We start from the raw sequence: 22,426 nt of genomic DNA, 5'->3' as shown, positions 1-22,426 counted from the left end.
AGCCCCCAATAGCCGCGACAATATAGACAAGCCAGCGGCAACGGCCTATTCCACCAAAGGGGGGTACTTCCCGACCACCCTATCCCCTTTGGGATAGCCGTGTGGCAAAAGCCACGAGGCACCTGCCTGCCCTCATCGCCAACAGGACTGAAACCTTGCAGACCTGAGGCAAGCGCCCCGCAACACCCGCGATAAAATCGCTGCGGATTATGGCCTTTTTGTTACCATAAGGTCAATATTTTCTAATATTCGAATGTAGCCGCCAGCCGTCAGTCGTCAGCGATCCGCTGGGCCTGGATTCGGAGTCAGTACCCCATGTCGTCAACCTAAGCCCATAACCCCAAACGGAGCGCCCCCAGATGCACAGCCAGCACCCCTTTGATCTCACCAACGAGTCCGCCTATGGGCGCTGGCGTGATGACAAACTGCGCCAGGCCCCGCAACGGGCCGAAGAGCTGATCGTCGAGATCCAGGACCCCGCCCAGCTGACGCCCGCTGAACAGGGCCAGATGCGCCAGGCCATCCAGCGCGCCAACATGGTGCTGTTCGCCTGCCAGCGGCCATTCACCGATCACGCCAGCCTCAGCGCCCTATCGGCCCAGTTCGGCCTTAAGCGGCTGGACAATCACTTGTGTACCGATGAGGATGGCATCAGCAATCTGCAGGTCTCGGATCAGGGCCACAAGCGGCACTACATCCCTTACACCAACCGCAAGATCAACTGGCACACCGACGGCTACTACAACCCCCTGGACAAGCAGATCCACGGCCTGGCCCTGTACTGCGCCCAGCAGGCCGCCGAGGGCGGTGGCAATAAGGTGCTGGACCATGAGCTGGCCTATATCCGTCTGCGCGATGCCAACCCGGACTTCATCCGCGCCCTATCCCAGCCCGATGCCATGGGCATACCGGCCAATGACGTGGAAGGCGAGGTGCTGCGCCAGGCCACCTTCGGCCCGGTGTTCTCGGTGGACGCCAGCAGCGGTACCCTGCACATGCGTTACACGGCGCGCAAGCGCAACATCATCTGGCCGGACGACGCCACCACCCAGGCCGCCCTGACCGAGCTGGATGACTTGTTTTCCGAGGACGCGCCCCCTATCTTCTCTGTCAGACTGGAACCGGGGCAGGGCCTGTTGTGCAACAACCTGCTGCACTACCGGGATGCCTTCACCGATGACCCGCAGCGCGGCCAGACCCGGCTCTACTTCCGCGCCCGCTACTACGACCGCATCGTCTGAAGCCCAAGCGGCACCCTCGCCAAGCGCAGGGGACGGACCCAATCGGACTCAGCCGACTGCTGAAAACTGACCGCTTTAAAAACCACCCAGAGGAATCAAGCATGCTCTATCTGAGCCAGATACTCATCGCCCACCAGGACCTGGACAGCTTTGACCAGCTGATGGAACTGGTAGAGGAACACGCCCGCCAGGGCGAGCGGTTCTTCCGCATGGACGTAAAACCCCAATACAGCGACACCCCGGAGAACTGGGAAGACCGCCTGGAGGCCGCCTTTAGCGGCCGCGTATGACGAGACAAAAGCCCATGATCAACACCTTTGAACCCAGCCAACCCCTGCAAGACAGCGAGGCGGGTTCCATCGCCGCCCTCAAGGCCCGTGAGCAGGCCGACCTGGAGGGCCGTCTGCACCAACTGCAACAGGCCGAACACAGCCAGAACCTGGCCGACCCCTCGCAGCGTGCCCTGCACAAGCTGGAACTGGCGCGCACCCTGATGGGGCTGGAGCGGGGTGCCGAGGCCTGGCCCCTGGGCCGCGATGCCCTTGAGCTGTTCCTGCAACTGCACGACTGGGACAATGCCGCCGACTGCTGCGATGTGCTCTACCGGTGCAATCAGGAAGGATCCATCGCCGCCCTGGGTCAGGGCATCTGGCTGGTGGTCACCTTCCCTTTGGACCCGGAACTCACCGTCCACCTGCTCACCCACCTGGTGGACGAGACCCCGGACGACGCCGATGGTGCCGCCGTCGCCGCCGTCACCGCGCTGTTCCTGGTGGATCACCGGGTCACCGAACCCAAACTGCACGAAAAGCTGCACTTCTTCGCCAGCCAGATCCTCGGTCAGGTGGCGCGCCGCCACAGCCAGGTAGAGACCCAGGAGCAATTCGACCTCTGGCTGGAACGCCTGGAGCTGAAGGAGCCGGAAAAATTCCTCGTCCGGCTGCGTAACGTGGTCGATGTACTGGTGCAGGACGACTGGTGGTTCGACCGCGAACAGATCCAATCCCAGCTGCCGGAGGACTGAGATGTTTTGGCAAGAAGACAGCGCGCTCAAGCCCCAGACCAACCCCGACGAGGTGGTCGATCTGAGCTTTCGCATCCAATGTCGGCAACTACCGGTAGATCACATCCACGCCCTGTCGCAGGCCCTCACCAGCGCCCTGCCCTGGCTGCTGGAAGAACCTCGGGCCGCCATCCATCCAATCCACGCGGCCGGCTCGCAAAACGGCTGGAACCGCCCGCGCCACAGCCCGGATGAACTGCTTCAGCTATCCAGGCGCACCCGCCTGCGCCTGCGCCTGCCACAGCACCGCTTGCAGGCCGCCGAGGCCCTGAGCGGACAGACCCTGGAGGTGGCCGGCCACCCCCTCACCCTGGGGCAGACGCAGATCAAACCCCTGGCCAAGCTGGACTGCCTGTTCGCCCGCCACCTGGTCTGCGCAGAAGACCTGTCTGAAGCAGACTTCCTGCAGGGCGTGGCCGAGCAACTCAAGGCCATGGACATAGGCATACGCAAGGCGCTGAGCGGCAAATCCGTCCACATCCACACCCCGCAAGGCGGCCTGCACACCCGCAGCCTGTTGCTGGCCAGCCTCCCCCTGGAGGAATCCCTGCGCCTGCAGCAGCGCGGACTGGGTCAACACCGCCTGCTCGGCTGCGGCATCTTCATCCCGCACAAGGGAATTGAGGCGGTAGGCAAAAGCACAGATGACGGAACCGAGTAAGCGGGGTAATATTAGCGGGCTTTAACATAAACCCCTCACGGATTCCAGGGGGCTCAGATGCCGCCCTGCCCTGGCAGCGCGCCTGACCTGACGGAGTCTTTACCTTTACTACCGATATCGAAGGAGTAACCATGGCCATCGAAGTTAACGGCAAAACCCTAGAAACCGACGACCACGGCAACCTGACCAACTACCTCGACTGGGACGAGGATGTCGCAAAAGCCCTGGCCGCAGCCGAGGAAACCATGGGTGAATTGACCCAGGAACACTGGGACGTACTCAACTACCTGCGCAAGAAATACATCGACGACAACGAACAACCCATGGAGCGGGCCATAGTCAAGGACATGGGCAAGATCTGGGGCAAGAAGATCGGCAGCAAGGACCTGTACAAACTCTTCCCCCTGGCCCCAAGCAAGCAGGGCAACCGCATCGCCGGTCTGCCCTTTGTATTCCGCAAGGGCGGCTACTGATCCAGCGGCGTCAACCTGAGCCGTTCGCTCAAGCGAAACCGAAATAAACGGCGCAAAACACGCCGTCAACAAAGGGGCCAACTGGCCCCTTTGTGTTTACGCAGGCCCCGTACCAAACAGGCCGCCCAGCCCTTATCGGGGTGCGCGCGGCCCGGCAAGCAGCCAGATGATAAAGCCCAGGATGGGCAACAGCAGGATCAGCACCGTCCAGAACACCTTGCCCCCGGTGCTCGCGCCACTCTGCACAATCTGAATAATGGCCCAGACGTTCAGAACCAGAACGATCAGACCGGTAAGCCCCTGAATTTCAATACTCACATCCGAACCCCCCGTAGTTTAGAGTAAAACCCCACCCGTCGGCCGCCCACTGTGTATAAACCCGGCACCCCGCTCCAGCCTTCTTGCGTGAAGAAAGCAGAACGAGGCCCGGAGCCCGAGTCGAGACAACTTAGATCCCCTTCAACTGGCCGACAGAGCGGTTTGTTGCACGGTATTCCAGGCAAGGTCCCAGGCAATCCGCTCCTGCTCCAGACGGATATTCTGGCCCCAGACATGGCGTTTGATGGCCTGATACACCGCCTGCTCGGGATCCGTCAGCAAGGGCAGTGTTTCCGCAGCATGCTGATCCTTCTCTTCAACCCATAAATCCTGATGACTTCGGAGGGTCCCTTCGTCCATCAATACGGATTTCAGCCCAGGGAGATAGCCTCTGGCGCGATTGAGGATCGCAAAGCCATGGGTGTCCAGATCCCCCCAGTAGATGCAGCGGGCCTTGATGACCCAGGGCAGACGACCCAGCACATCGACCCCATAACCCAGCTGCATGATGACCACCGACCCCGGCAGATCATCGAAGGCGAGACCGGTCTGCAGGTTCTCCACAATGAACAGGTTGCTGACCGGAAGATCCAGTCCGGCCAGCTGCTCCCAGGGTACAGCCAGGTCGCTTAAGCCGCCAACCCGCTGTCTAAGGCCTTGGTCCAGTATGCGCAGACGGATGAGTTGCGGCGGCGACCTGAGCCCGCAACGCCCAAAGAAATCGGCATCGGTCGTGGATCTACCGCGTACCGCGTCAACCAGATCAGCAACCAGCCCCTTACGTTTTTCAAGCCACTTGCTGTCCAGGCCAGTCACGGGCAATTGCCTGGGATAAAGCCTGGAGGCGGGGTTCTTCTCCATCCAGGCGACCATATCGATCAGGCGTCGATAATCATCTTCGCTGTAATCGGCGAGAATCGTAAAACAACGAGGCAGCCTGTTGCCAAGCTGGGGCCAACGCCCGATAAGCCCCCTGTATCGTTGTTGGGCTCGATCCCATCGTTCTGCCTGCCCAGTCCATTGTGCAACTTCGCCAGGGCCTGCCAGCAGCAGTTTTTCGGGAACAGGCTGCGTGCCCAGCTTGCGCCAACGTCGATCACCCCAGGAAACTGATCCCACGGCATTGCAGGATTGCCAGGCCGCCACCCAGGCCTGAACGTCTTTAACCTGCTTCAGTGCCTGGTTTTCGGTGGGAACACCCAGATTGACCTCCAGTGGCCAGGCACTGTCTTCCAACTGTTTGGGCTCGCCGCTTGCCTCCAGCCACCCAGGATGCCGGTTCTTGAAGCGGCGCCTCAACTCCTTTTGGACATCATCAGGAAACTTCAACAGCCGACTCCTGAGGAACAGGGGCATGGGCAGGCAGTTTCAGGCGCTGCTGCTGCGAATCGTATTCGATCATCAGCACGCCGGAGATGCGCCGGTCACTGATATCGATAAAGCAGGCACCGCCGATGAAGGGCTCCAGGGTCATGACCGACTTCAAGGGCGTGGCGACAATCATCTGAAAGCCGAAGTTCTTGAAGATATTCATCGCCAATGCGGTGAACTCGTTGTCGGCCTTGTCAAAGGCCTCATCGAGCACCACCGGCGCATACAGGGGAACACCATGCTCATTGCCGCCCAACTGGTAGCGCAGGGCCGCGGCCAGGCAGGTCGTGGCCAGCTTCTGCCGTTGACCACCAGACTTACCCGAACCACTGCGATAGACCTCCACCTCGACGCCGCTCTCATCGGTCTCCCGGCCGATGAACTCCATGTGCTGCCGTACATCCAGCACCGCCTGGCGCCAGCGTTTGTTCTCCGGCTCCTGGCTGGAAAGGCGCTCTACCAGACGACGCAACGCCAGAAAACGGGACTCCGCCAGCTCCGAATCATCAGGCCCGGCGCGGCCCCATGCATAACTCAGGGCCTGCTGAATCTCCTGTTTGAACTCGCGCACATCCGGCAGTTGCCGGTCGCTGGGGTCGATTTGCAGATAGGTGGTTTGGTTGCTGCTCTGGTGGCTTGTTTGATTAAAGGGCACCTGGGCCAGGCTATCGTTGACCAGATCCATGCGCTCCAGGATCTCCTTGCGGGCATCGCTCAAGTAGGTCGAAAGCGCCGCCAGATTCTGGTGGCTCTGACTCTCCAGCAATTCAAAAAAGCGCTGCTCATGGGCCTGCAGGCCATCGCTCTCCAGTCGGGTCAGCTTGGTGAAAAAGTCCGACGCGGCAGCCAGTGTCGCATCGAGCCCCTCCGCCTCGGCAGGCCACTCGAAAATAAACTCGTCGAACTGCTTTTCGATGAATCGGTCGCACTTGCCCACCTCCTTGGTCAGGGCCTCCATCTGGTCGCGTATCGCCCTCTCCACAGAACGGATGAGCCTATCCAGGTTTTCCAACCGTACTGGCTCCGAGAGCCTATCGAATCGCTCGTCCAACCCCTGTTGCTGTCGGGGCGTCAAGGGAACAATGCTGGGATCATCCTGGAGCCTGTTTAAGGCATCCTCCTGCTCATCGACAAGACCTATAACCTTCTCATAGTCGATGGTTGCCTTGCGCAGCGCCTCATCGGCATCCCTGACGACCTTCTTCTGCCGCTCGATCCGGTCGGCTATATTCTTCAGCTCCGTATTGCCTTCCAGGGCATCGCGAATCCGGCGTTCCAGCTTGTCGATGCCCGTTAGCAGCGGCGCAATATCCACTTCTTGCCATTGCAGGTTGACCAGCGTCTGACAGTGGATTGCCCGTTTGGCCCGTGCACCCTCCTGGTCAGTAAGCGCCTTGATATGCTCATCCAGTTCAGCGATTCTCCCGGCAAGCCCCTGGGCCTCTTTGCGGTAGAGCGCCAGTTTCTCACGGTTATCAAATCCGAGCACCCAGTTGCGGCGATCGCCAATGCTGCGCCGGTCATCTTTCTCGTGGCGGGTCTTGCTGTGTTTGATCTGACCCTCGCGGGTCAAGGCCCGGTCTGCACGCCGGAAGGATTGAATGGATTCGACGCAGGCAAAATCGAAGCGATGGCGCAGCTCGGAACTCAACCACTCGGACTGGCTGTGCTTCTTGACATTCAGCTTGAGCACCAGCGAATCCGTGCCGACCGGCCTGGCCTGCCGAGCATCCCGCTTTCCCGTGCGGTAATAGACCAGCCGCTGCCCCAGGTGACAACTGTTGATGTGATTGGATAGGGCGGAATAGTGACGCTCATCGACCAACAGGGAGAGCGCAAAGCCATGCAGCACCCGCTCGATGGCCCCTTGCCATGGGGCCTCATCTGGCTTGACCTCAATCAGCTCACCGATAAAGGGCAGCGCGCTTTCCGCTGCACCGATGGCCGTGGCAATCCCCTGGCGCAGATCCAACATCTGAGCAGGGATATTGGAGGGCTGCCGCTCCAGGGCCTTCAGCTCACCGGCAGTGTGCGTAAACGCCGTCTCGGCCTCCCTTTTCTGGATCACCAGCAGATCTCGCTTCTCGCGCATCTCGCTACTGCCACTCTCCCAGCGTTCAAGCTCCTGACGCGCCTCACCCACCAACTCGGCAAAGGCTTGCGGGCTGTTGGGCAAGGCCCGGCCAAGTTGTCGGCAGGCCTCTTTGGCTTGTCCCTGCTTTCTCAGGCACTGCTCGCGCTGCAACTCCAGCGCAGACTTCTCTGCTTGCCAGGCCTCTACCTGGTCGCCTCCAACCTCCCTATGCCGACGTTCCAGTTCACGCAAGGAATCCTTATGCTGGTTGAGCGCGGCCTGTTTCCGGCTGATCTCACCTTGCAAGCCCTCGGCCTGAATATTCAAGCGCTCGATCTGATCTTTCAGCAGGTCAATACGGCGATGGCCAGCGTAACTGTCGATGCCGACCATAAGTTCGTCGAGCTCAGCATTTTTGTGCAGCAGCGACTCTCGCTGCCGATGCCTCTCTCGTGCCGGAACCAGGGTCTCCACCTGCCGCCGTGCGGTAACCACCGCCTGGTGCGCGGCGTTGAGTTCATCGAACTCACTGACCAGTCGATCCGCCACCTCGAAGGTCGCTGGCCTGTCCAGCATGAAATCCCGCAGGAAGGTATTGAGGTCGCCGAGATTCTTGGCCGACTGGGCCTTATGCAACAGACGCAGCGCCATCTCGCTCTCTATACCGAGCAATCGACGAAACCGCTCGGCGTAGGCGCTGAATTCGCTGCGATGAAAGGCATCCGCAACTGTCTGTTTGAGCTTGCGCAGATCCAGATTGGACTGCCCGAACGCCTCCAACTCAGTGAGTTCAAAGGGTCGCTCGAAGATCATGAAATGACGCCTCACATCGCCTGCGCCGTTGGCGCTCCCGCGCAGCCATAAGATCTGCACCAATACCACATGCCGATCCAGGGCGTTCCGGTAGGTCAGCGCCAAGGCCGACCAGGTGGTGCCGAGACGCAGGTAGCGCGTGGCGATCTCGCCCGAGGCGTCGTCTTTTTGTTCCGCCCAGGCACCGCGGATATAACTCACCAGGTTTCGATCACGTCCTGTCCTTTCCGCCTCCCGCGCCGCCGCATTGAAATCGACCCAACGTGGCGGTACCAGCAACGCCGAGAAGGCATCGAGCAGCGTCGATTTACCCGCACCCGAGCGGCCCACAAACAAAAAGCCCTGTTGCGTGATCGGGATATCGTGAATATCAGAAAAGGTGCCCCAGTTATAGACCTGAAGCCGAGACATGCGAAACTGCTCCGGCGCAAAGAGGTTTTGCGTCTTTGCCTCGACACTCATTCCCTATTCTCCCCAGACGGCATCTTCTCCTCTTGCCCCGTAGATGCCTCAGCCGCGCCCATGCCTTTGTAGATCCCGGTCAGTACCTGAATTTCTTCCGCCGAAAACAGCAGCTTCAGCGTGGGTGAGATCTCGAAGCGATTTTCGCTTGCGCGAATCTTGTGCAAGATGCTGTGTTTCTTGATCTTCTCGATGGATGCATGGATGCGCTTCTCGAACAGCGCCCGGTCGGTGTTGCCGACCTGTTCATAAACCCCGAGAAGCTCGACGATCTCTTCGGTCGATACCACAGCGCGGTCACCATGCGCCTCGGCCTGGGTGAGTCGCTGGCGCAGGTGGAGCAGGACAATGGAATCCAGAAAGGTCAGATTGGCGCGACGCAGAAGCCGGGGTGCTTCCAGGTCGCCCGTGTCGGCCTGGCGGGTAAAGGCCACTTGCTGGTCACGGTCGATCACCAGCTGCAGAAACAGCTCCGACAAACGGCCGCAGATCACCGCCTCATCGCGAATCATTATCGGCCAGAGCCGGGAATGCCGCTGGCCATCCAGTGATGGACCGGCGAGGAGCTGTACCAGTACACGCCGGGTATCCAGTGACAGCTCACCACTGTCGCCTTGATAGAGTGCCTGGTCCGAGGCCTGTTCGGCGTCCTCCAGTGGCAGCAGCGTTCCCTCTGACGCCCCATCTTCGCCCCCAGGGTCAGACCAGTTCATCTAGGCAATCCCTCAAGAAATAGATTTTTGGAATACGGGCACGACGTCCCTGATCGTCTTCACCCACCCAGGCCACCGTCTCGATGGCATCTGTACCTGATAGGGTGCCCCGGATCCCATAGCGACTGCCCAGGGCCAGCAGACCGACCACAGTCCCCAGGCCCTGCTCAGCCGGGAAGTGTTCCAGCACATCGCCGATCGAGGCCTGGTCTCGCTCTGCAAGCAAGGCACGGACATGTTCTTTTAACGTGCGAAAATCAATCTCCGACTGCGCCACCAACTCGCTGACCGATTCCAGGTCAATAGGTGGTGGTTCGCCCTCACGCATCGCCTCTGGCTCTGCCTGCAAGGATGGATCGTAGAGTACCCATTGGGACAGGGAGTGCAAGCGGCTACTGGTCAGTTCCAGGGAGTATTCCAAGGGTTCGGTTGCCTTCACCGCATCCTTGATCGTCAGCGCGGTACGTTGCGCCTCCTTCAGGAGCTGGCTTACGCGACGTTGCTCAAGGTACTCACGGCTTTGCACAAAGTGCTTGAGGCTGCGGGCAAAGGTCTGCAACACCTCGTGCACCGCGCCACCCTGCTCCAGTAGATTTCGGGTCAAGCGCAGGAGAAAACGGCGTTCCCGCATCTCCAGTTCGCCGACAAACTCGCGTGACATCACGCTATCCAGGGACTCCTCCAACATCGCGCCCTGCTCGGGATCGGTGAGCAGGCGCCAGAAGGCGGAAAATGTCCGGCCGGCCTCGCTCTCTGCAATCAGGTCGATACCGGCAAACAGCGAATCGAGCACCTCACCCCGATTGCCTTCACTGTCCATGATGCGCTCTCTCAGATCCCGATTGAGCTGCTCGAACTGGTCACGCACGCGGCGAAAGTCGCCCGTCAGATCGTCGGCCAGGGAGATGATCTCGCGGATCCGCTCCAAGGCCGCATCACGCGGCAGGACGCGCATCCGGCCCTTATGGATGGCATCGATCTCTTTGTCGATGCGGACCTGCTCGGCCTTCAGTCGTTCGATCCGGCGCTGCTTGTCGGCATCGGTATCCTCGGCCAGCCCTTGCAGGGCCTGGATGACCAGCGACAGGCGACTCTCGGTCGCTGCCGAGTGGGGCTTGGCGATGCCGGAAAGGAAGCGAATCGCCTCCAGGCTGGCGGTAGAGAGTTCATATTCTTCCTCGCTGGCACCCGGCGGGAATCTCCGTTGCAGGTAGCCGTCACTCAGCCAGCTGGCCACATAGGCCTGCGCCGGCTGAGGCAGATCGTCACCCTGGGCCCGCAGCCCTTCCAGGTCTCGCGTCAGTCGCTCAAACAGGATCGAAGCCGGCAGACTGCGCTCTTTTTCATAGAGGTGCGATTGCAGCAGACCGATAATCGTCGGCCCATTGACAGCGGCAAGCAACCGCCAAAGCGGCTGATTACGCATACGACGATAGGTTGCGATGTGTTTGTCCGCTTTCATCATCTAGGTCTGAAGTTCCCCATGAGTTCCTTGGCACTCGCCCCAATGTGCAGTCTCATGGCGCAGCATCCTGAGCAAAAGTATCCCTGAGCGACCAAGGCGCGGGTCAGCGCATCCTCAAAGTTTGCCTGGCGGTGCCTGCCAGTACCAGACGTGGAATCACTCCCACTCTATTATCAATAAGCCTTTTTAGTCTTTTATATTCAATGGCTTTTCTGATTACCCATGGATCTCAGCCCTCGTCTGGCGTTGGCTTGCCGCGAGGCATAGGGCGGGCCGCGCCCGCCGCCAAGCCACAGCAATGAAGCCTGCCCCCAGTGGTTGCGCGGCGGCCACGGGCCGCCCTATTCGATTGGTTGAGATTTGTGGCTAATCAGGATGGCTTATTTTCATGCTAAATGGCAATACCATGAAAAATACCCTGCTCAGAAATTTCTTCAAAAACTGGATTCCTCGTCACCCTATAATTTCAATGCCGCCTGTAAATCTTCGTGCTCAAATGCGCTGGCCATGCGTGTGATCTCAGCACGCTTTGCACCCACCTCCGCCGCCACTGTCTGCCATGTACGCGTCACCTCTGCCACTTCGCGGATAATCGTACATGCCTGTACGTCACCAAGTCCAAAATAACCAGCCGTTTCCTGCAACAACTCCACTGAGCAAGTACCTTCATCAAGGTCAATGTTTGTTGTCAGTATCCGTGCCTTCACATCCACCGGTGTCGGATTGAGATCATAGGCAGGCGAAAGGATCCAGCCCCCCTGCCCCGACCATAGGAACCCATGGTTGCGCAAGTGATCGTCAACGTTGGACACCAGAACATTAAAAACCACACGGCGATAAAGCTGCAACGCATCTTCCCTGGCCTGGGTGCCATGCGCCGCCAACGCATCGACCAGTTCGGGGTAACTGCCACGTTCACCATCACGTGACCCCGTCATCGACATCGCTGACAGAAAGGGAATTCGATCGCCAGGGATGGCGGAAGTGCCGGAATTGCAGGAGCCGGATTTCGGCCGCCAGCCGTTGTCACGATCAAAACGGCGCGACAACAGTACCGGTTTACCGGCAACCTGCAGCAATGCATGCTCGGGGGTTTGAATACCCGCCTGCTCCGCCAGTCTGAGCGCGATTTCTTCCCAGGTTTCAATGCTGTAGTCATCGGACTCCTTGGGGAATTTTGCGATCGACAGATGGCCATGCTGATCGATCACGGATGCCTTGGGACGAGCGCCACCCAGTGACGACCCCGGCGCGAAAATCAGTTGCAGATCATCATCCGTCTCCTCATCACGCTCTATTCGTTCAGTGATCTGAAGCAGACGACCCAGCTCAATGAGCGCAGGAACACCGTCACGTACGGGTGACTGAAATACCTCCTCACCACGCCAGCGAAACCTGAGCGCACCCATGCGGGTCTCATCTGCTACACCGAGTAGATAATGTAGTTCCCCCAGCGTGCGTACCTGCCGCCCCTCACGTTCCGCCAAACGCCGTTCAGCACGCTGCATCAGGCGTCTGCCCCAGGTATCCGGTGCCGAGTCGCTAATCGACCCGAATAGGGGCTGACCCGCCTGCGGCGGGAATGCCCCTGCCGTCAGAGTCAGTGCCGGCTCAACCGAAAACCGGTTTGCATCGCCAAGCCAGGTCTCGTCATATTCAAAGGTGACGGTCTCTCCACGGCGTGATGCCTGACGATGAAGTATCCCGAGGGGTCGTACCTGCCCTTCCAGATCAATATGGACCTCTACGTCAGTCATCCGATTTTTTCCTGCGCTTATTCGACATGCGTACACGCTGGGGCAGTTCCCCGGAAGTAAGCGAACGTCCGATTTCATCATGGGCCGGGTCGGCGAGCTGATCCAGCCTGTCCAGCAAGCCCAGCGCCTGCAAGACCGCAGCGTAAATACCCATACTCACACCCGGATCCCCCGCCTCAATCCGCTGCAGGGTAGCCCGGCTGGTAAAGGCACGCTCGGCGACCACGGCCATGGTCAATCGGCGCCGCTGCCGGGCTTCGCGGAGATCGGTACCCAACTTGCGCAAGACGCGCCTGACAGCAAAAGAGGGTATATGTGGTTTTGGCATAATGTTTTATTCCAAAGACATTAAGTGCATTTAATGTAACATGAATAATACATTAATTAAGTGAAATCACCGATACCATGAACTGGCTTATCCGCTAATTGGCAATAACATTGACAATTAGCCATTATTCCGCATAATGCACGCACGTAAAGCAACCAGAAATCTTCGTCGGACCAGACTGAGCCGACTCAACAATCGTCAACTCATATCGCGTCGTTCTGCCACCACCGGGTAACGGGATAATGATACCCTTGGCAACCAAGTCAGAAAGATCACGGCTGGCCGTTCGATTGGGACACTTGGTGATCGCTTCATATTTCTTGGTCGTTATTCCGCCTTCAAATCCCTTCCGCCCTTCAGCAAAAACCCGTGACACCATCCTGGCCTGCCGGTCATTCAGCTGATTACTATAGACTTCATAAAAACGTGTCTTGGCCAGAACAAAGTTCACTTCTTCCCTGGCAATTTCCTGTGCCTTAATGACTGTATCAGCGAAATAGTCCAGCCAAAGGTTAATATCCAGGCTCCCGCAGCTCGCTTTCTCCAGCTGCAGATAATAGGACTTTTTATCCCCTTCTATCGCCGTGGCAAGGCAGGCCGTGGTTGGATAGCCGAGAGACTGCGAAAGCGCATGGTCAGCGATTGCCCTGCCAACTCGCCCATTACCGTCATCGAAAGGATGAATCACTTCGAACCAGAGATGGGCAATACCTGCCCGGACGATCCCGTATATGGTCTTATCCCCGCTCAAGGGGCTGGTTTGGTTGTACCATTCGATAAGTTTCGCCATTTCATCAGGCACCTGAGCCACTGGCGGGGCCTCATAGTGAACCTTTTCCCGCCCGTAAGGCCCGCTCACTATTTGCATCGGTGAGAGATCGTTGCGGTATGCGCCTCGCAAGATAGGCGTGTAGCGCTGTTCCGGGACAGCCATGGATTGCCACCTGCCCAGCAGATCATGTGTCAGCGGTATTTGCCAGTTCTTGCGAACATCCACCAGCAGCATCGCGGCCCCGGCCGCTTTCTGGTCTGAGATGTCCGGTAGCGTATCCGATGCAATTAAAGAGAGTAGCGATGACCTGACCGATTCCCTATCCAGAATCTCGCCCTCAATGGCGCTGGTTTTGATGGCCTCGGAAAGCATCAAGTCAATCGTGGCATCCTCTTGAGAGGCCATAGGAAGTACATCAAAGCTGCCCGCCAGACGCTCTGAGTTCAGGCGAAATTCAAGCTCCCGGTGTTCGAGAGCAAGCTCGTCGTAGCGGAAATCGGGCCAATCGGGTTGTTGCCAGATCCATTTCATGCGGCACATCCCTGTGCCGCACCCTGACGGGCGGCCTTCAGCCGTGCAAACTGCCTGTCCTGCCACTTTGTCATGGCGTGATTGTAGCGCTTATTCGCGCCATATTACAGCATTTATATGGCGTGATTATAGCCCGCAATAACGCCATCTTCGATCAAGAACTCGCAACTGAACGGCGTCCATAAAATACTTGGAAGACGGTTTTACGGCTGCCTCTGCGGCCACATTCGTGCAGTGTGCACCAGGGCCAAAATCCACAGGCTATCGTCCCGCACCTCATACACCAGACGGTAACTTTCGTGGGGAATCAGTTCGCGTGTGCCAGAAATTAGCCCTGGCTTGCCCAGGTTTGGGTGTTCGGCCAAGCGACCAGCCGCTTCAGCAAAAAGGTCGTCCATGCGGATGGCAGCAAACGGATTGTCTCGGCTGACGTAGTCAATAATTGCGGTACGGTCTTGCTCGGCAGCTGAGGTCCAGAAGACCTTCATGCGTCAGCAGTGCCTGCCTTGGCCATGGCCTGTAATTGCGCGCGTCGAACAGCAGCGCGAGTTTCGACAGCATCCGAACTGACATAGTTACCGGCACGGATCTGCTCTCGGGCGTTTTCCACCTTGCCCTGCAGAAACTCATCGTATTCGCGGGCTTGGCGCTGGCGTTGGACGAACTCACGCATCAACTCACGCAGGATCTGCGAGGCCGGGCGATGGCTGGCTTCAGCCTCGGCCATGAACTCGGCGCGTAGCTCCGGTTCCAGCTTCATGGTGAAAACGGCTTCTTTGGACATGGTGCGACTTCCTAACGTACATGGAGCGGACAGCGCCACCCCGGAACATGAAACATCGCTTAGCCGCATCGGGACTCGGGGTTCGGGACTCGGGACTCGAAAATGGCCACGGATGTTTCACAGTAAGGCTTGATCCTATATTCCTCAGTTAAGCCACAGAGACACAGAGATCACAGAGTTGTTTCAATGAGTTACCTATCAGACTGGGCTCACCTAGAAGGTGTTGAATGTTCGCTTTCCAACACATTGATTTTTCTCTGTGTACTCTGTGGCTCTGTGGGCAAATGCTCTTTTTAGGTTGATGTACTGACGAAGAATAGACGTCGTTAGTACAAGAGTCCATCTAGGCCAGCCAAACAAAGCGGGGGTTGGGTTTTCGTCCCCAGCCCGACGCGCTACTCCCACTCTATTGTAAATAAGCCTTTTTTATCTTTTATATTCAATGGCTTATTTTCCTGCTAAATCGAAATACCATGAAAAATACCATGCTCAGAAAATCCTTCAAAATGCTCGAAAAAAATTGCAGATTGAACACTGATACACAGCACCTTAGGCAACCTTCCGGGCTTTGACTTCCAGGTGAATGCCCTCCTGCTCCTGCAAGTGATGGAGAACCTTAAACAGAGACACTCAAGCGTCCCTGCACGGCTTCCCGAACAAACCGTCCCGCCGCATTGTCACTCGCCTCAACGAGTTGTCGAATCTGTTTGGTCAAATCGTCAACCCGATTTAACTTGACCGCAGCATCCATCGCCCGATCATAGGCCTCCACCACATCGACGCTGGTTACCTCGTAACCCCACCCCTCACTCAACCAGCGAAGGGCGGCTACTGCCGATCCGAGAGCAAATGCCGGTTCCGCGTCGAGGTAATCCCTGGCTGCCCTGGTCAGGGTTTTTGGATCACACGGACTCCGGTTGGTCAGTTCCAATGCCAGATCATAAAATCCGAGTTCCTTGGCCGTTGCAAACCACTTCCCTTCTTCACCCGGAGCTGCGGCTATGAGGTCTGACAGGATCTGCAACTTGTCCTTCATTGGATAGCGTTTTGCAACTGAGCGAAACCGGGCGATATAGGAATTACCCACCGCAGCACTCAATCCGTAGCGGCGGTAGGCCTCATCATACAAGCCGGATGAAATCAGGATCTGCTCGCAGGTCTGGTCGATCACGGTATCAGGCTGGTTCAGTCCCCGCGAGGCTTCGGCATACTGGACCGCCTCCGCCTTCCTGCCCAGGGCCAGAAGTGCTTCGACGCCATAGCGACGGTAATGCCAGGACGGGTACCGCGGCAGTTCCAACAAATCGAGCAACTCTGCGTAGCGGCCTGTCGTCAATAGACAGGAAAGACACGCTGTCGTGCCGTGGAAGTAACCGCCCGGATTCGGATCTGACCAACAGGATCGCAACGTAGATACCAACTCATCCGCCCAACGGCCGGCGACTTCCGGAGAGCCACAGAGTTCACCCCAGTGATCACCAACAGGGCTGAGGTAATCGACACCGTCATCCTCCATGGCCTGCCAGAGGCGATCAAGCCATTTGTCGCGTGTCTTCTCGTCAGCAGATGCGTTGACGAGGATCGGCATCAATGCATCTAGTGTCTTGTTAACTGCCGATCCCAGCGCACCACTGGAACTATCCACGTGCTCCAGCGCCGGCCAGATCTTTTCCATCAGACGGACAGCACCCTCTGCGCCAATTAGCGGATCTTTCCTTGCAACCTTCTTGACTTCGGAGACAGCTTCGCGAAGACGCTGACACGCCAGCCTTGATGCCTTCCAGCTATAAGCGCCAGCCCGGAATCGTGAGAGGAAGGCCCACTTGTGCTTACTAACGGCCACTGTCCTCAAACTCAGGCTGCAATTGGTTTGGCCTTATCTATCCGTGCCCGTCGCTTTGGCGTGTTGAGCGCTTTCCACAGCTCGTTGCGCTGCTGCAGATTCAACCAGAAATCAGCGGTATTCCCAAATACAGTAGCCAGCATCAGCGCAGTGTCCGCCGTAATTGCGCGGCGGTTGGTACATAACTCGTTAACGGTTTTTCGGCTGACCCCCATCGCTTCTGCCAGTTGTCCCTGAGTCAGCGCCATGGGTACGAGGAATTCCTCGGTAATCATTTCACCGACACTGACGGGTTGCCGTTTTGTGATATTCATAGCCTGCCTCACCGATAATCGTGGTTATCCAGATAGATGTCCCGGGCCTCGCCACGTTCGCCTGACCAGGAAAACACCAAGCGCCATTGCTTGTTAACGCGGATCGAATGCTTCCCGGCCAGATTCCCTCTCAACTTTTCAAAATGATTGCTTGGAGGCGACCGCAAGTCGAGATCACAGGTCGCGTCATCGATTAACTGCAGCTTTCGGAACAGTCGGTCCTGGACTTCAGCGGGTATCTTCTTGCTGGTTTTATCTTCCAGATAAAAATCCCTCAGCCAGCGGTCCCGAAAACTTTGAATCAATGGCAATCTCCTTCTTGATGAGAAACTGTAACGTACTTGGTTACTTTTTGCAAGCAACAGACGCGGAGCGTATAGACACAGGCATCGCGGGGAGGTCCAACCTTCTCCACGAAAAGAACTACGAAAATAATTGCAGTTTCAGTAAGTTATGGAGTCACCACTCTGTCAGTAATTTCAGAAAAACAGTACTGTTTTTCTGAAACACTTTGTTGGAATTGCCGGTTTCGGATTGATGCAGAGCACCTATAAATCAAGCTCCCCCAATACCATGCCAAGCTCAATTTTTATCTCATGGCATCGATGTATTCTGCCTTGCCACCCGCAAGAAATACCATGAAAAATACCATTGATGATGCAAATTATATTATCAATAGATGAGTAATTATTCTTATTAATCAATGTGTTATAAATTCCAGTCACTCCCACTCAATGGTCCCCGGCGGTTTGCCGGTGATGTCATAGACCACGCGGGAGACATCGGGCACTTCGTTGACGATGCGGCGGCAGACATGATCGAGGAAATCGTAGGGCAGATGCGCCCAGCGGGCGGTCATGAAGTCTATGGTTTCCACCGCGCGCAGGGCGACGACATGGGCGTATTGGCGGTTGTCGCCCACCACGCCGACGGATTTCACCGGCAGGAAGACGCTGAAGGCCTGGCTGACCTTGTCGTAGAGATCGTGCCGGACCAGCTCTTCGATGAAGATGTGATCCGCCAGACGCAGGGTATCGGCAAAGTCCTTGTGGATTTCGCCGAGGATACGCACCCCAAGACCCGGACCGGGAAAGGGGTGGCGATAGACCATCTCTGAGGGCAGGCCCAACTCCACGCCGATGCGCCGCACCTCGTCCTTGAACAGCTCGCGCAGGGGTTCCACCAGCCCCATCCTCATGTAGTCCGGCAGGCCGCCGACATTGTGGTGGGATTTGATCACCTTGGCCTTGCCCGAGGCTGATCCCGAACCCGATCCCTTGTGGGTACCGGCGGATTCGATCACGTCTGGGTAGATGGTGCCCTGGGCCAGCCATTTGACCTCGCTGAGCTTGTCGGCCTCTTCCTCGAATACGTCGATGAAGGTGTTGCCGATGATCTTGCGCTTTTGCTCCGGGTCCGCCACGCCCTTGAGGCGGTCGAGAAAGCGGCGCTCGGCATCCACCCGCACTACCTTGACTCCCATGTGACGGGCGAAGGTGGTCATCACCTGATCGCCCTCGTTGAGGCGCAGCAGGCCGTTATCCACAAACACGCAGACCAGCTGATCACCGATGGCCTTGTGCAACAAGGCCGCCACCACGGAAGAATCGACCCCGCCGGACAGGCCGAGCAGGACGCGATCCCTGCCCACCTGGGCACGTACCCGATGGATCATGTCGTCGATGATGTTATCCGCCGTCCACAGATTGCCGCAGCCACAAATGCCGTGGACAAAGCGTTCCAGGATACGCTTGCCTTGCTTGGTATGGGTGACCTCGGGGTGGAATTGCAGGCCATAGAAGTGGCGAGTTTCATCCGCCATGCCGGCCAGGGGGGCGTTGTCGGTCTCGCAGATGGCGGCAAAGCCCGGCGGCAGGGCCTTGACCCGGTCGCCGTGGCTCATCCACACATCCAGCAGGCCCCAACCCTGGTCGTTGGTGTGATCTTCGATGTCTTTTAGCAAGGCAGAGTGGCCGCGGGCGCGCACCTGGGCGTAGCCGTATTCCTTGTGACTGGAGGGCTCCACCTCGCCACCCAGCTGGGCCGCCAGGGTCTGCATGCCGTAGCAGATGCCAAGCACCGGCACGCCAAGTTGAAACACCATGTCGGCGGCGCGGGGGGGCTCGTCTCCATGCACCGACTCGGGCCCGCCGGAGAGGATGATGCCCCTGGGGGCGAAGGCCTGGATGGCCTCGGCCGTCATGTCCCAGGGGTGCAGCTCGGAATAGACCCCGGCCTCACGCACGCGGCGGGCAATGAGCTGGCTGTATTGGGAGCCGAAATCGAGGATCAGGATGCGGTCGGCATGGATGTTCTGGGCAGTCATGGTGTTCTCTCGAAGGGTTTTAGCCACAGAGACACAGAGCCCACAGAGCGATGGAGATTGCAGGCCAGCCCCGTGCCCCCTTAATGACTACTCAGGCCGTCGTCTTCTCTGTGATCTCTGTGCCTCTGTGGCAAGATTCAAACTTAATCCCGGCGGTAGTTGGGCGCTTCCTTGGTGATTTGCACGTCGTGGACATGGGATTCGCGCATCCCCGCGCCGGTGACGCGGACGAATTGCGGCCGGGTGCGCATTTCCTGAATGCTGGCACAGCCGGTGTAGCCCATGCTGGAACGCACGCCGCCGGTGAGCTGGGTGATCACGTTCACCAGCGGCCCCTTGTAGGGCACCCGCCCCTCGATGCCCTCGGGCACCAGCTTGTCGGCCTCCTTGGTGTCTTCCTGGAAATAACGGTCGCTGGAGCCGTGGCGTGCCTGCATGGCACTGAGTGAACCCATGCCGCGGTAGGACTTGTAGGAACGGCCCTGGTAGATCTCCACCTCGCCGGGGGACTCATCGGTACCGGCGAACAGGCCGCCGATCATCACCGAATGGGCCCCGGCCACCAGCACCTTGGAGACATCGCCGGAATAGCGCAGGCCACCATCGGCGATCAGCGGCAGACCGCTGCGCTCCAGGGCCTTGGCCACATTGGCCACGGCGGTCACCTGAGGCACGCCGACGCCGGCCACGATGCGCGTGGTGCAGATGGAGCCGGGGCCAATACCCACCTTGACCGCATCGGCTCCGGCCTTGGCCAGAGCCAGGGCGGCCTCGCCGGTGGCGATGTTGCCGCCGATCACCTGTACCTCGGGAAAGTGCTTCTTCACCCAGGCAACGCGGTCGAGCACCCCCTGGGAATGGCCGTGGGCGGTATCCACCACGATCACATCCACCCCGGCCCTGACCAGGGCCTCGACCCGTTCCTCGGTACCCTCGCCCACGCCAACGGCGGCACCACAGCGCAGGCGCTCCTGCTCATCGCGGCAGGCCTGGGGATAGTCCTTGGCCTTCTGTATGTCCTTCACCGTGATCATGCCGCGCAGCTCGAAGTTGTCATTCACCACCAGCACCTTCTCGATGCGGTGCTGATGCAGCAGGCGCAGCACCTCGTCCTTGCTCGCCCCCTCCTTCACCGTCACCAGCTTCTCCTTTGGCGTCATGATGGCCGATACCGGCTCGCCCATGCGCGTCTCAAAACGCAGGTCGCGGTGGGTGACTATGCCCACCAGCTCGGCCCCGTCCACCACCGGCAGACCGGAGATCTTCTCCCGCTGGGTCAGATCCACCACCTCGCCGATGCTGGCATCGGGGCGCACCGTCAGCGGGTCCTGGATCACCCCGGCCTCGTATCTCTTCACCCGCAGCACCTCGTAGGCCTGCTGCTCGGCGTTCATGTTCTTATGGATGATGCCTATGCCACCCTCCAGCGCCATGGCGATGGCCAGGCGTGACTCGGTGACCGTATCCATGGCCGCCGAGATCAGGGGGATATTCAGGTCGATCTGGCGGGTAAGCCGGGTACTCAGGTCCACATCCTTGGGCAGGACATTGGAGTAACCGGGCAACAAGAGGACATCGTCAAAGGTCAGGGCTTCTTCTGCAACACGCATGGCAAGGGTCCAGATTGAGGGTGGAGGGGCTGCGCATTATAGCAGTCCGAGACAGTTCGAACGAACCGAGGTTGCAGATCACCCCCGCCACCACGACCTTGCAGTCGGCCACCGGCTTTGCTAGCGTGGACCCACCCCCCCCGCCCGGCGATCTGGCCCTCCATGAACCCAAACACGCGTGATATCTACAGCGTCTCCCGCCTCACCAACGAGGTGCGCCTGGCCCTGGAGCAGGGCTTTCCCCTGCTCTGGGTGCAGGGCGAGATCGGCAACCTGGCCGCCCCCCGCTCCGGCCACCTCTATTTCACCCTCAAGGACGCCCAGGCCCAGGTCCGCTGCGCCCTGTTCCGCCACAAGGCACAGCTGCTGCGCTTTCGCCCCAAGGAGGGCGATCAGGTCCTGCTGCGCGGCCGCCTCAGCCTGTATGAGGCCCGGGGCGACTTCCAGCTGATTGCCGAATCCCTGGAACCGGCCGGCGAGGGTGCCCTGCGCCAGGCCCTGGAGGCGCTCAAGCACCGCCTGGCCAGTGAAGGTCTGTTCGACCCCGCCCGGAAAAGGCCCCTGCCGGCCTATCCCCGCCGCATTGGCGTACTCAGCTCCCCCAGCGGGGCCGCCGTGCATGATGTGCTCAGCGTGCTCAAGCGCCGCTATCCGGCCGTTGAGGTAATCATCTATCCGATCCCGGTACAGGGCGAGGAGGCCCCCGAGCAGATCGTACAGATGCTGCGCCGGGCGGATGCCAGGGGCGAGTGCGACCTGTTCATCCTCACCCGAGGTGGCGGTTCCCTGGAGGACCTGATGGCCTTCAACGACGAACAACTGGCGCACTGCCTAAGCCAGCTGCGCACCCCGCTGATCGCCGCCATCGGCCATGAGATCGACACCAGCCTGGCCGACCTGGCCGCCGACCAGCGCGCCCCCACCCCCTCCGCCGCCGCCGAGCTGGCCAGCCCCAGCGGCGAGCAACTGCTGATGCAGCTGGCTCAGACCCAGCGGCGTCTGGGCCTGTTGATCGGGCAACAGCTGCAGCGCCAGGGGCAACGGCTGGAACGGGCCGACCAGCGGCTGAGGCACATCCACCCGGCACGACGGCTGCAACAGCAAGAGCAGCGCCTGGACGAACTCGGCCTGCGCCTACAGCGCAGCCAGCGCCAGCGGTTACAGCGTGCCAGGGAACGCCTGGACCAGCTCCAGGCCCGCCTGCAGGCGCGCCACCCCAGCCAGCAGCTACAGCGCCTGCGCGCCCGCCTGCAGCCCCTCTCGCCACGCCTGCTGCGCGCCAGCCAGCGCCTGCTGGCGGACAGACAGCAACTGCTGCGGGCGCTGGCCCGGCAACTGCAAGCCGTCAGCCCCCTGGCCACCCTGGAGCGCGGCTACGCCATAGTCCACAAACTACCCGAGCGCAGCATAGTGCGCCGCAGCGAGCAGATCCGCAGCGGCGACCGCCTCAGCGTGCGTCTGGCCCAGGGCGAGGTGGAGCTGATCAAACCTTGAGTAGTCACCAACC

At 59.2% G+C, this 22,426-nt stretch carries 21 protein-coding genes; 6 read left to right on the top strand and 15 right to left on the bottom strand.

Going from position 1 to position 22,426, the window contains the following annotated elements; genetic code table 11:
• Nucleotides 1-359 precede the first annotated feature (359 nt).
• The 5 genes from D5125_09850 to D5125_09830 all read left to right on the top strand — a co-directional run bounded on the left by D5125_09850 (nt 360) and on the right by D5125_09830 (nt 3,438).
• Nucleotides 360-1,241 carry a TauD/TfdA family dioxygenase gene (locus D5125_09850; protein ID QFY89766.1) on the top strand — a complete coding sequence of 294 codons (882 nt, stop codon included), beginning with the start codon at nt 360-362 and terminating at the stop codon, nt 1,239-1,241.
• 101 nt (nt 1,242-1,342) lie between these two features.
• Nucleotides 1,343-1,531, top strand: coding sequence for a sulfur relay protein DsrC (locus D5125_09845; GenBank protein ID QFY89765.1), 189 nt, complete (start codon nt 1,343-1,345; stop codon nt 1,529-1,531).
• Between the two features lie 14 nt (nt 1,532-1,545).
• Nucleotides 1,546-2,265, top strand: coding sequence for a hypothetical protein (locus tag D5125_09840; GenBank protein QFY89764.1), 720 nt, complete (start codon nt 1,546-1,548; stop codon nt 2,263-2,265).
• 1 nt (nt 2,266) lies between these two features.
• Nucleotides 2,267-2,965 (top strand): type I-MYXAN CRISPR-associated protein Cas6/Cmx6, encoded by a 699-nt coding sequence (gene cas6 / locus D5125_09835; protein ID QFY89763.1) that lies wholly within the window; start codon nt 2,267-2,269, stop codon nt 2,963-2,965.
• 131 nt (nt 2,966-3,096) lie between these two features.
• Entirely contained in the window at nt 3,097-3,438 is a 342-nt protein-coding gene (locus D5125_09830; protein ID QFY89762.1) for a TusE/DsrC/DsvC family sulfur relay protein, read from the top strand.
• A gap of 132 nt (nt 3,439-3,570) precedes the next feature.
• On the opposite strand, the gene D5125_09825 is transcribed toward D5125_09830, so the two are convergent.
• From D5125_09825 to guaB, 15 genes are all read right to left on the bottom strand, one after another.
• Nucleotides 3,571-3,756 (bottom strand): PLDc_N domain-containing protein, encoded by a 186-nt coding sequence (locus tag D5125_09825; GenBank protein ID QFY89761.1) that lies wholly within the window; start codon nt 3,754-3,756, stop codon nt 3,571-3,573.
• 141 nt (nt 3,757-3,897) lie between these two features.
• Entirely contained in the window at nt 3,898-5,085 is a 1,188-nt protein-coding gene (locus D5125_09820; protein QFY89760.1) for a hypothetical protein, read from the bottom strand.
• Nucleotides 5,072-8,476, bottom strand: coding sequence for an ATP-binding protein (locus D5125_09815; GenBank protein ID QFY89759.1), 3,405 nt, complete (start codon nt 8,474-8,476; stop codon nt 5,072-5,074). The genes D5125_09820 and D5125_09815 overlap by 14 nt, the downstream gene beginning before the upstream one ends.
• The gene (locus D5125_09810; protein ID QFY89758.1) at nt 8,473-9,189 is read right to left on the bottom strand and encodes a DUF4194 domain-containing protein; all 717 of its coding nucleotides are present in this window, start codon (nt 9,187-9,189) and stop codon (nt 8,473-8,475) included. The genes D5125_09815 and D5125_09810 overlap by 4 nt, the downstream gene beginning before the upstream one ends.
• On the bottom strand, nt 9,176-10,651 hold the full coding sequence (locus D5125_09805; protein ID QFY91113.1) for a DUF3375 domain-containing protein: 1,476 nt from the start codon (nt 10,649-10,651) through the stop codon (nt 9,176-9,178). The genes D5125_09810 and D5125_09805 overlap by 14 nt, the downstream gene beginning before the upstream one ends.
• 461 nt (nt 10,652-11,112) lie before the next feature.
• Complete coding sequence (locus D5125_09800; GenBank protein QFY89757.1) at nt 11,113-12,411, bottom strand: type II toxin-antitoxin system HipA family toxin; 1,299 nt, start codon at nt 12,409-12,411, stop codon at nt 11,113-11,115.
• Nucleotides 12,404-12,739: a helix-turn-helix domain-containing protein gene (locus D5125_09795; protein ID QFY89756.1), complete on the bottom strand. Its 336-nt coding sequence runs from the start codon at nt 12,737-12,739 to the stop codon at nt 12,404-12,406. Before D5125_09795 ends, D5125_09800 begins: the two co-directional genes overlap by 8 nt.
• Before the next feature lie 124 nt (nt 12,740-12,863).
• Nucleotides 12,864-14,042, bottom strand: coding sequence for a Fic family protein (locus D5125_09790; protein QFY89755.2), 1,179 nt, complete (start codon nt 14,040-14,042; stop codon nt 12,864-12,866).
• 203 nt (nt 14,043-14,245) lie between these two features.
• Nucleotides 14,246-14,530, bottom strand: a complete 285-nt coding sequence (locus D5125_09785; GenBank protein QFY89754.1) for a type II toxin-antitoxin system RelE/ParE family toxin — start codon at nt 14,528-14,530, stop codon at nt 14,246-14,248.
• Nucleotides 14,527-14,826, bottom strand: a complete 300-nt coding sequence (locus tag D5125_09780; GenBank protein QFY89753.1) for an antitoxin of toxin-antitoxin stability system — start codon at nt 14,824-14,826, stop codon at nt 14,527-14,529. The genes D5125_09785 and D5125_09780 overlap by 4 nt, the downstream gene beginning before the upstream one ends.
• A 616-nt stretch (nt 14,827-15,442) precedes the next feature.
• On the bottom strand, nt 15,443-16,669 hold the full coding sequence (locus D5125_09770; GenBank protein ID QFY91112.1) for a hypothetical protein: 1,227 nt from the start codon (nt 16,667-16,669) through the stop codon (nt 15,443-15,445).
• Nucleotides 16,670-16,680: 11 nt separating this feature from the next.
• Nucleotides 16,681-16,983, bottom strand: coding sequence for a HigA family addiction module antidote protein (locus D5125_09765; protein ID QFY89752.1), 303 nt, complete (start codon nt 16,981-16,983; stop codon nt 16,681-16,683).
• Between the two features lie 8 nt (nt 16,984-16,991).
• Nucleotides 16,992-17,288 (bottom strand): type II toxin-antitoxin system RelE/ParE family toxin, encoded by a 297-nt coding sequence (locus tag D5125_09760; protein QFY89751.1) that lies wholly within the window; start codon nt 17,286-17,288, stop codon nt 16,992-16,994.
• Between the two features lie 416 nt (nt 17,289-17,704).
• Nucleotides 17,705-19,309 (bottom strand): glutamine-hydrolyzing GMP synthase, encoded by a 1,605-nt coding sequence (gene guaA, locus D5125_09755; protein ID QFY89750.1) that lies wholly within the window; start codon nt 19,307-19,309, stop codon nt 17,705-17,707.
• Between the two features lie 143 nt (nt 19,310-19,452).
• A complete protein-coding gene (guaB, locus tag D5125_09750) occupies nt 19,453-20,919 on the bottom strand; it encodes an IMP dehydrogenase (protein QFY89749.1) in 1,467 nt (488 codons plus the stop codon).
• A 162-nt stretch (nt 20,920-21,081) separates the two neighbouring features.
• Here guaB and D5125_09745 point away from each other — a divergent pair, with 162 nt between their 5' ends.
• The gene (locus tag D5125_09745) at nt 21,082-22,413 is read left to right on the top strand and encodes an exodeoxyribonuclease VII large subunit (GenBank protein ID QFY89748.1); all 1,332 of its coding nucleotides are present in this window, start codon (nt 21,082-21,084) and stop codon (nt 22,411-22,413) included.
• The last annotated feature ends 13 nt before the right edge of the window (nt 22,414-22,426 follow it).

The organism is gamma proteobacterium SS-5, from assembly GCA_009497875.2.
Taxonomy (GTDB): Bacteria; Pseudomonadota; Gammaproteobacteria; order Chromatiales; family Chromatiaceae; genus Magnetovirga; species Magnetovirga frankeli.
Note: the sequence above shows the minus strand (reverse complement) of the source record. Positions and strands in the feature narration are given on the sequence as shown.

Excerpts from the sequence above, each read along its gene's own strand:
- D5125_09850 (QFY89766.1), top strand. The coding sequence starts at position 360 with ATGCACAGCCAGCACCCCTTTGATCTCACCAACGAGTCCGCCTATGGG.
- D5125_09845 (QFY89765.1), top strand. The coding sequence starts at position 1,343 with ATGCTCTATCTGAGCCAGATACTCATCGCCCACCAGGACCTGGACAGC.
- D5125_09840 (QFY89764.1), top strand. The coding sequence starts at position 1,546 with ATGATCAACACCTTTGAACCCAGCCAACCCCTGCAAGACAGCGAGGCG.
- cas6 (QFY89763.1), top strand. The coding sequence starts at position 2,267 with ATGTTTTGGCAAGAAGACAGCGCGCTCAAGCCCCAGACCAACCCCGAC.
- D5125_09830 (QFY89762.1), top strand. The coding sequence starts at position 3,097 with ATGGCCATCGAAGTTAACGGCAAAACCCTAGAAACCGACGACCACGGC.
- D5125_09815 (QFY89759.1), bottom strand. The coding sequence starts at position 8,476 with ATGAGTGTCGAGGCAAAGACGCAAAACCTCTTTGCGCCGGAGCAGTTT.
- D5125_09810 (QFY89758.1), bottom strand. The coding sequence starts at position 9,189 with ATGAACTGGTCTGACCCTGGGGGCGAAGATGGGGCGTCAGAGGGAACG.
- D5125_09805 (QFY91113.1), bottom strand. The coding sequence starts at position 10,651 with ATGAAAGCGGACAAACACATCGCAACCTATCGTCGTATGCGTAATCAG.
- D5125_09800 (QFY89757.1), bottom strand. The coding sequence starts at position 12,411 with ATGACTGACGTAGAGGTCCATATTGATCTGGAAGGGCAGGTACGACCC.
- D5125_09795 (QFY89756.1), bottom strand. The coding sequence starts at position 12,739 with ATGCCAAAACCACATATACCCTCTTTTGCTGTCAGGCGCGTCTTGCGC.
- D5125_09790 (QFY89755.2), bottom strand. The coding sequence starts at position 14,042 with ATGAAATGGATCTGGCAACAACCCGATTGGCCCGATTTCCGCTACGAC.
- D5125_09785 (QFY89754.1), bottom strand. The coding sequence starts at position 14,530 with ATGAAGGTCTTCTGGACCTCAGCTGCCGAGCAAGACCGTACCGCAATT.
- D5125_09780 (QFY89753.1), bottom strand. The coding sequence starts at position 14,826 with ATGTCCAAAGAAGCCGTTTTCACCATGAAGCTGGAACCGGAGCTACGC.
- D5125_09765 (QFY89752.1), bottom strand. The coding sequence starts at position 16,983 with ATGAATATCACAAAACGGCAACCCGTCAGTGTCGGTGAAATGATTACC.
- guaA (QFY89750.1), bottom strand. The coding sequence starts at position 19,309 with ATGACTGCCCAGAACATCCATGCCGACCGCATCCTGATCCTCGATTTC.
- guaB (QFY89749.1), bottom strand. The coding sequence starts at position 20,919 with ATGCGTGTTGCAGAAGAAGCCCTGACCTTTGACGATGTCCTCTTGTTG.
- D5125_09745 (QFY89748.1), top strand. The coding sequence starts at position 21,082 with ATGAACCCAAACACGCGTGATATCTACAGCGTCTCCCGCCTCACCAAC.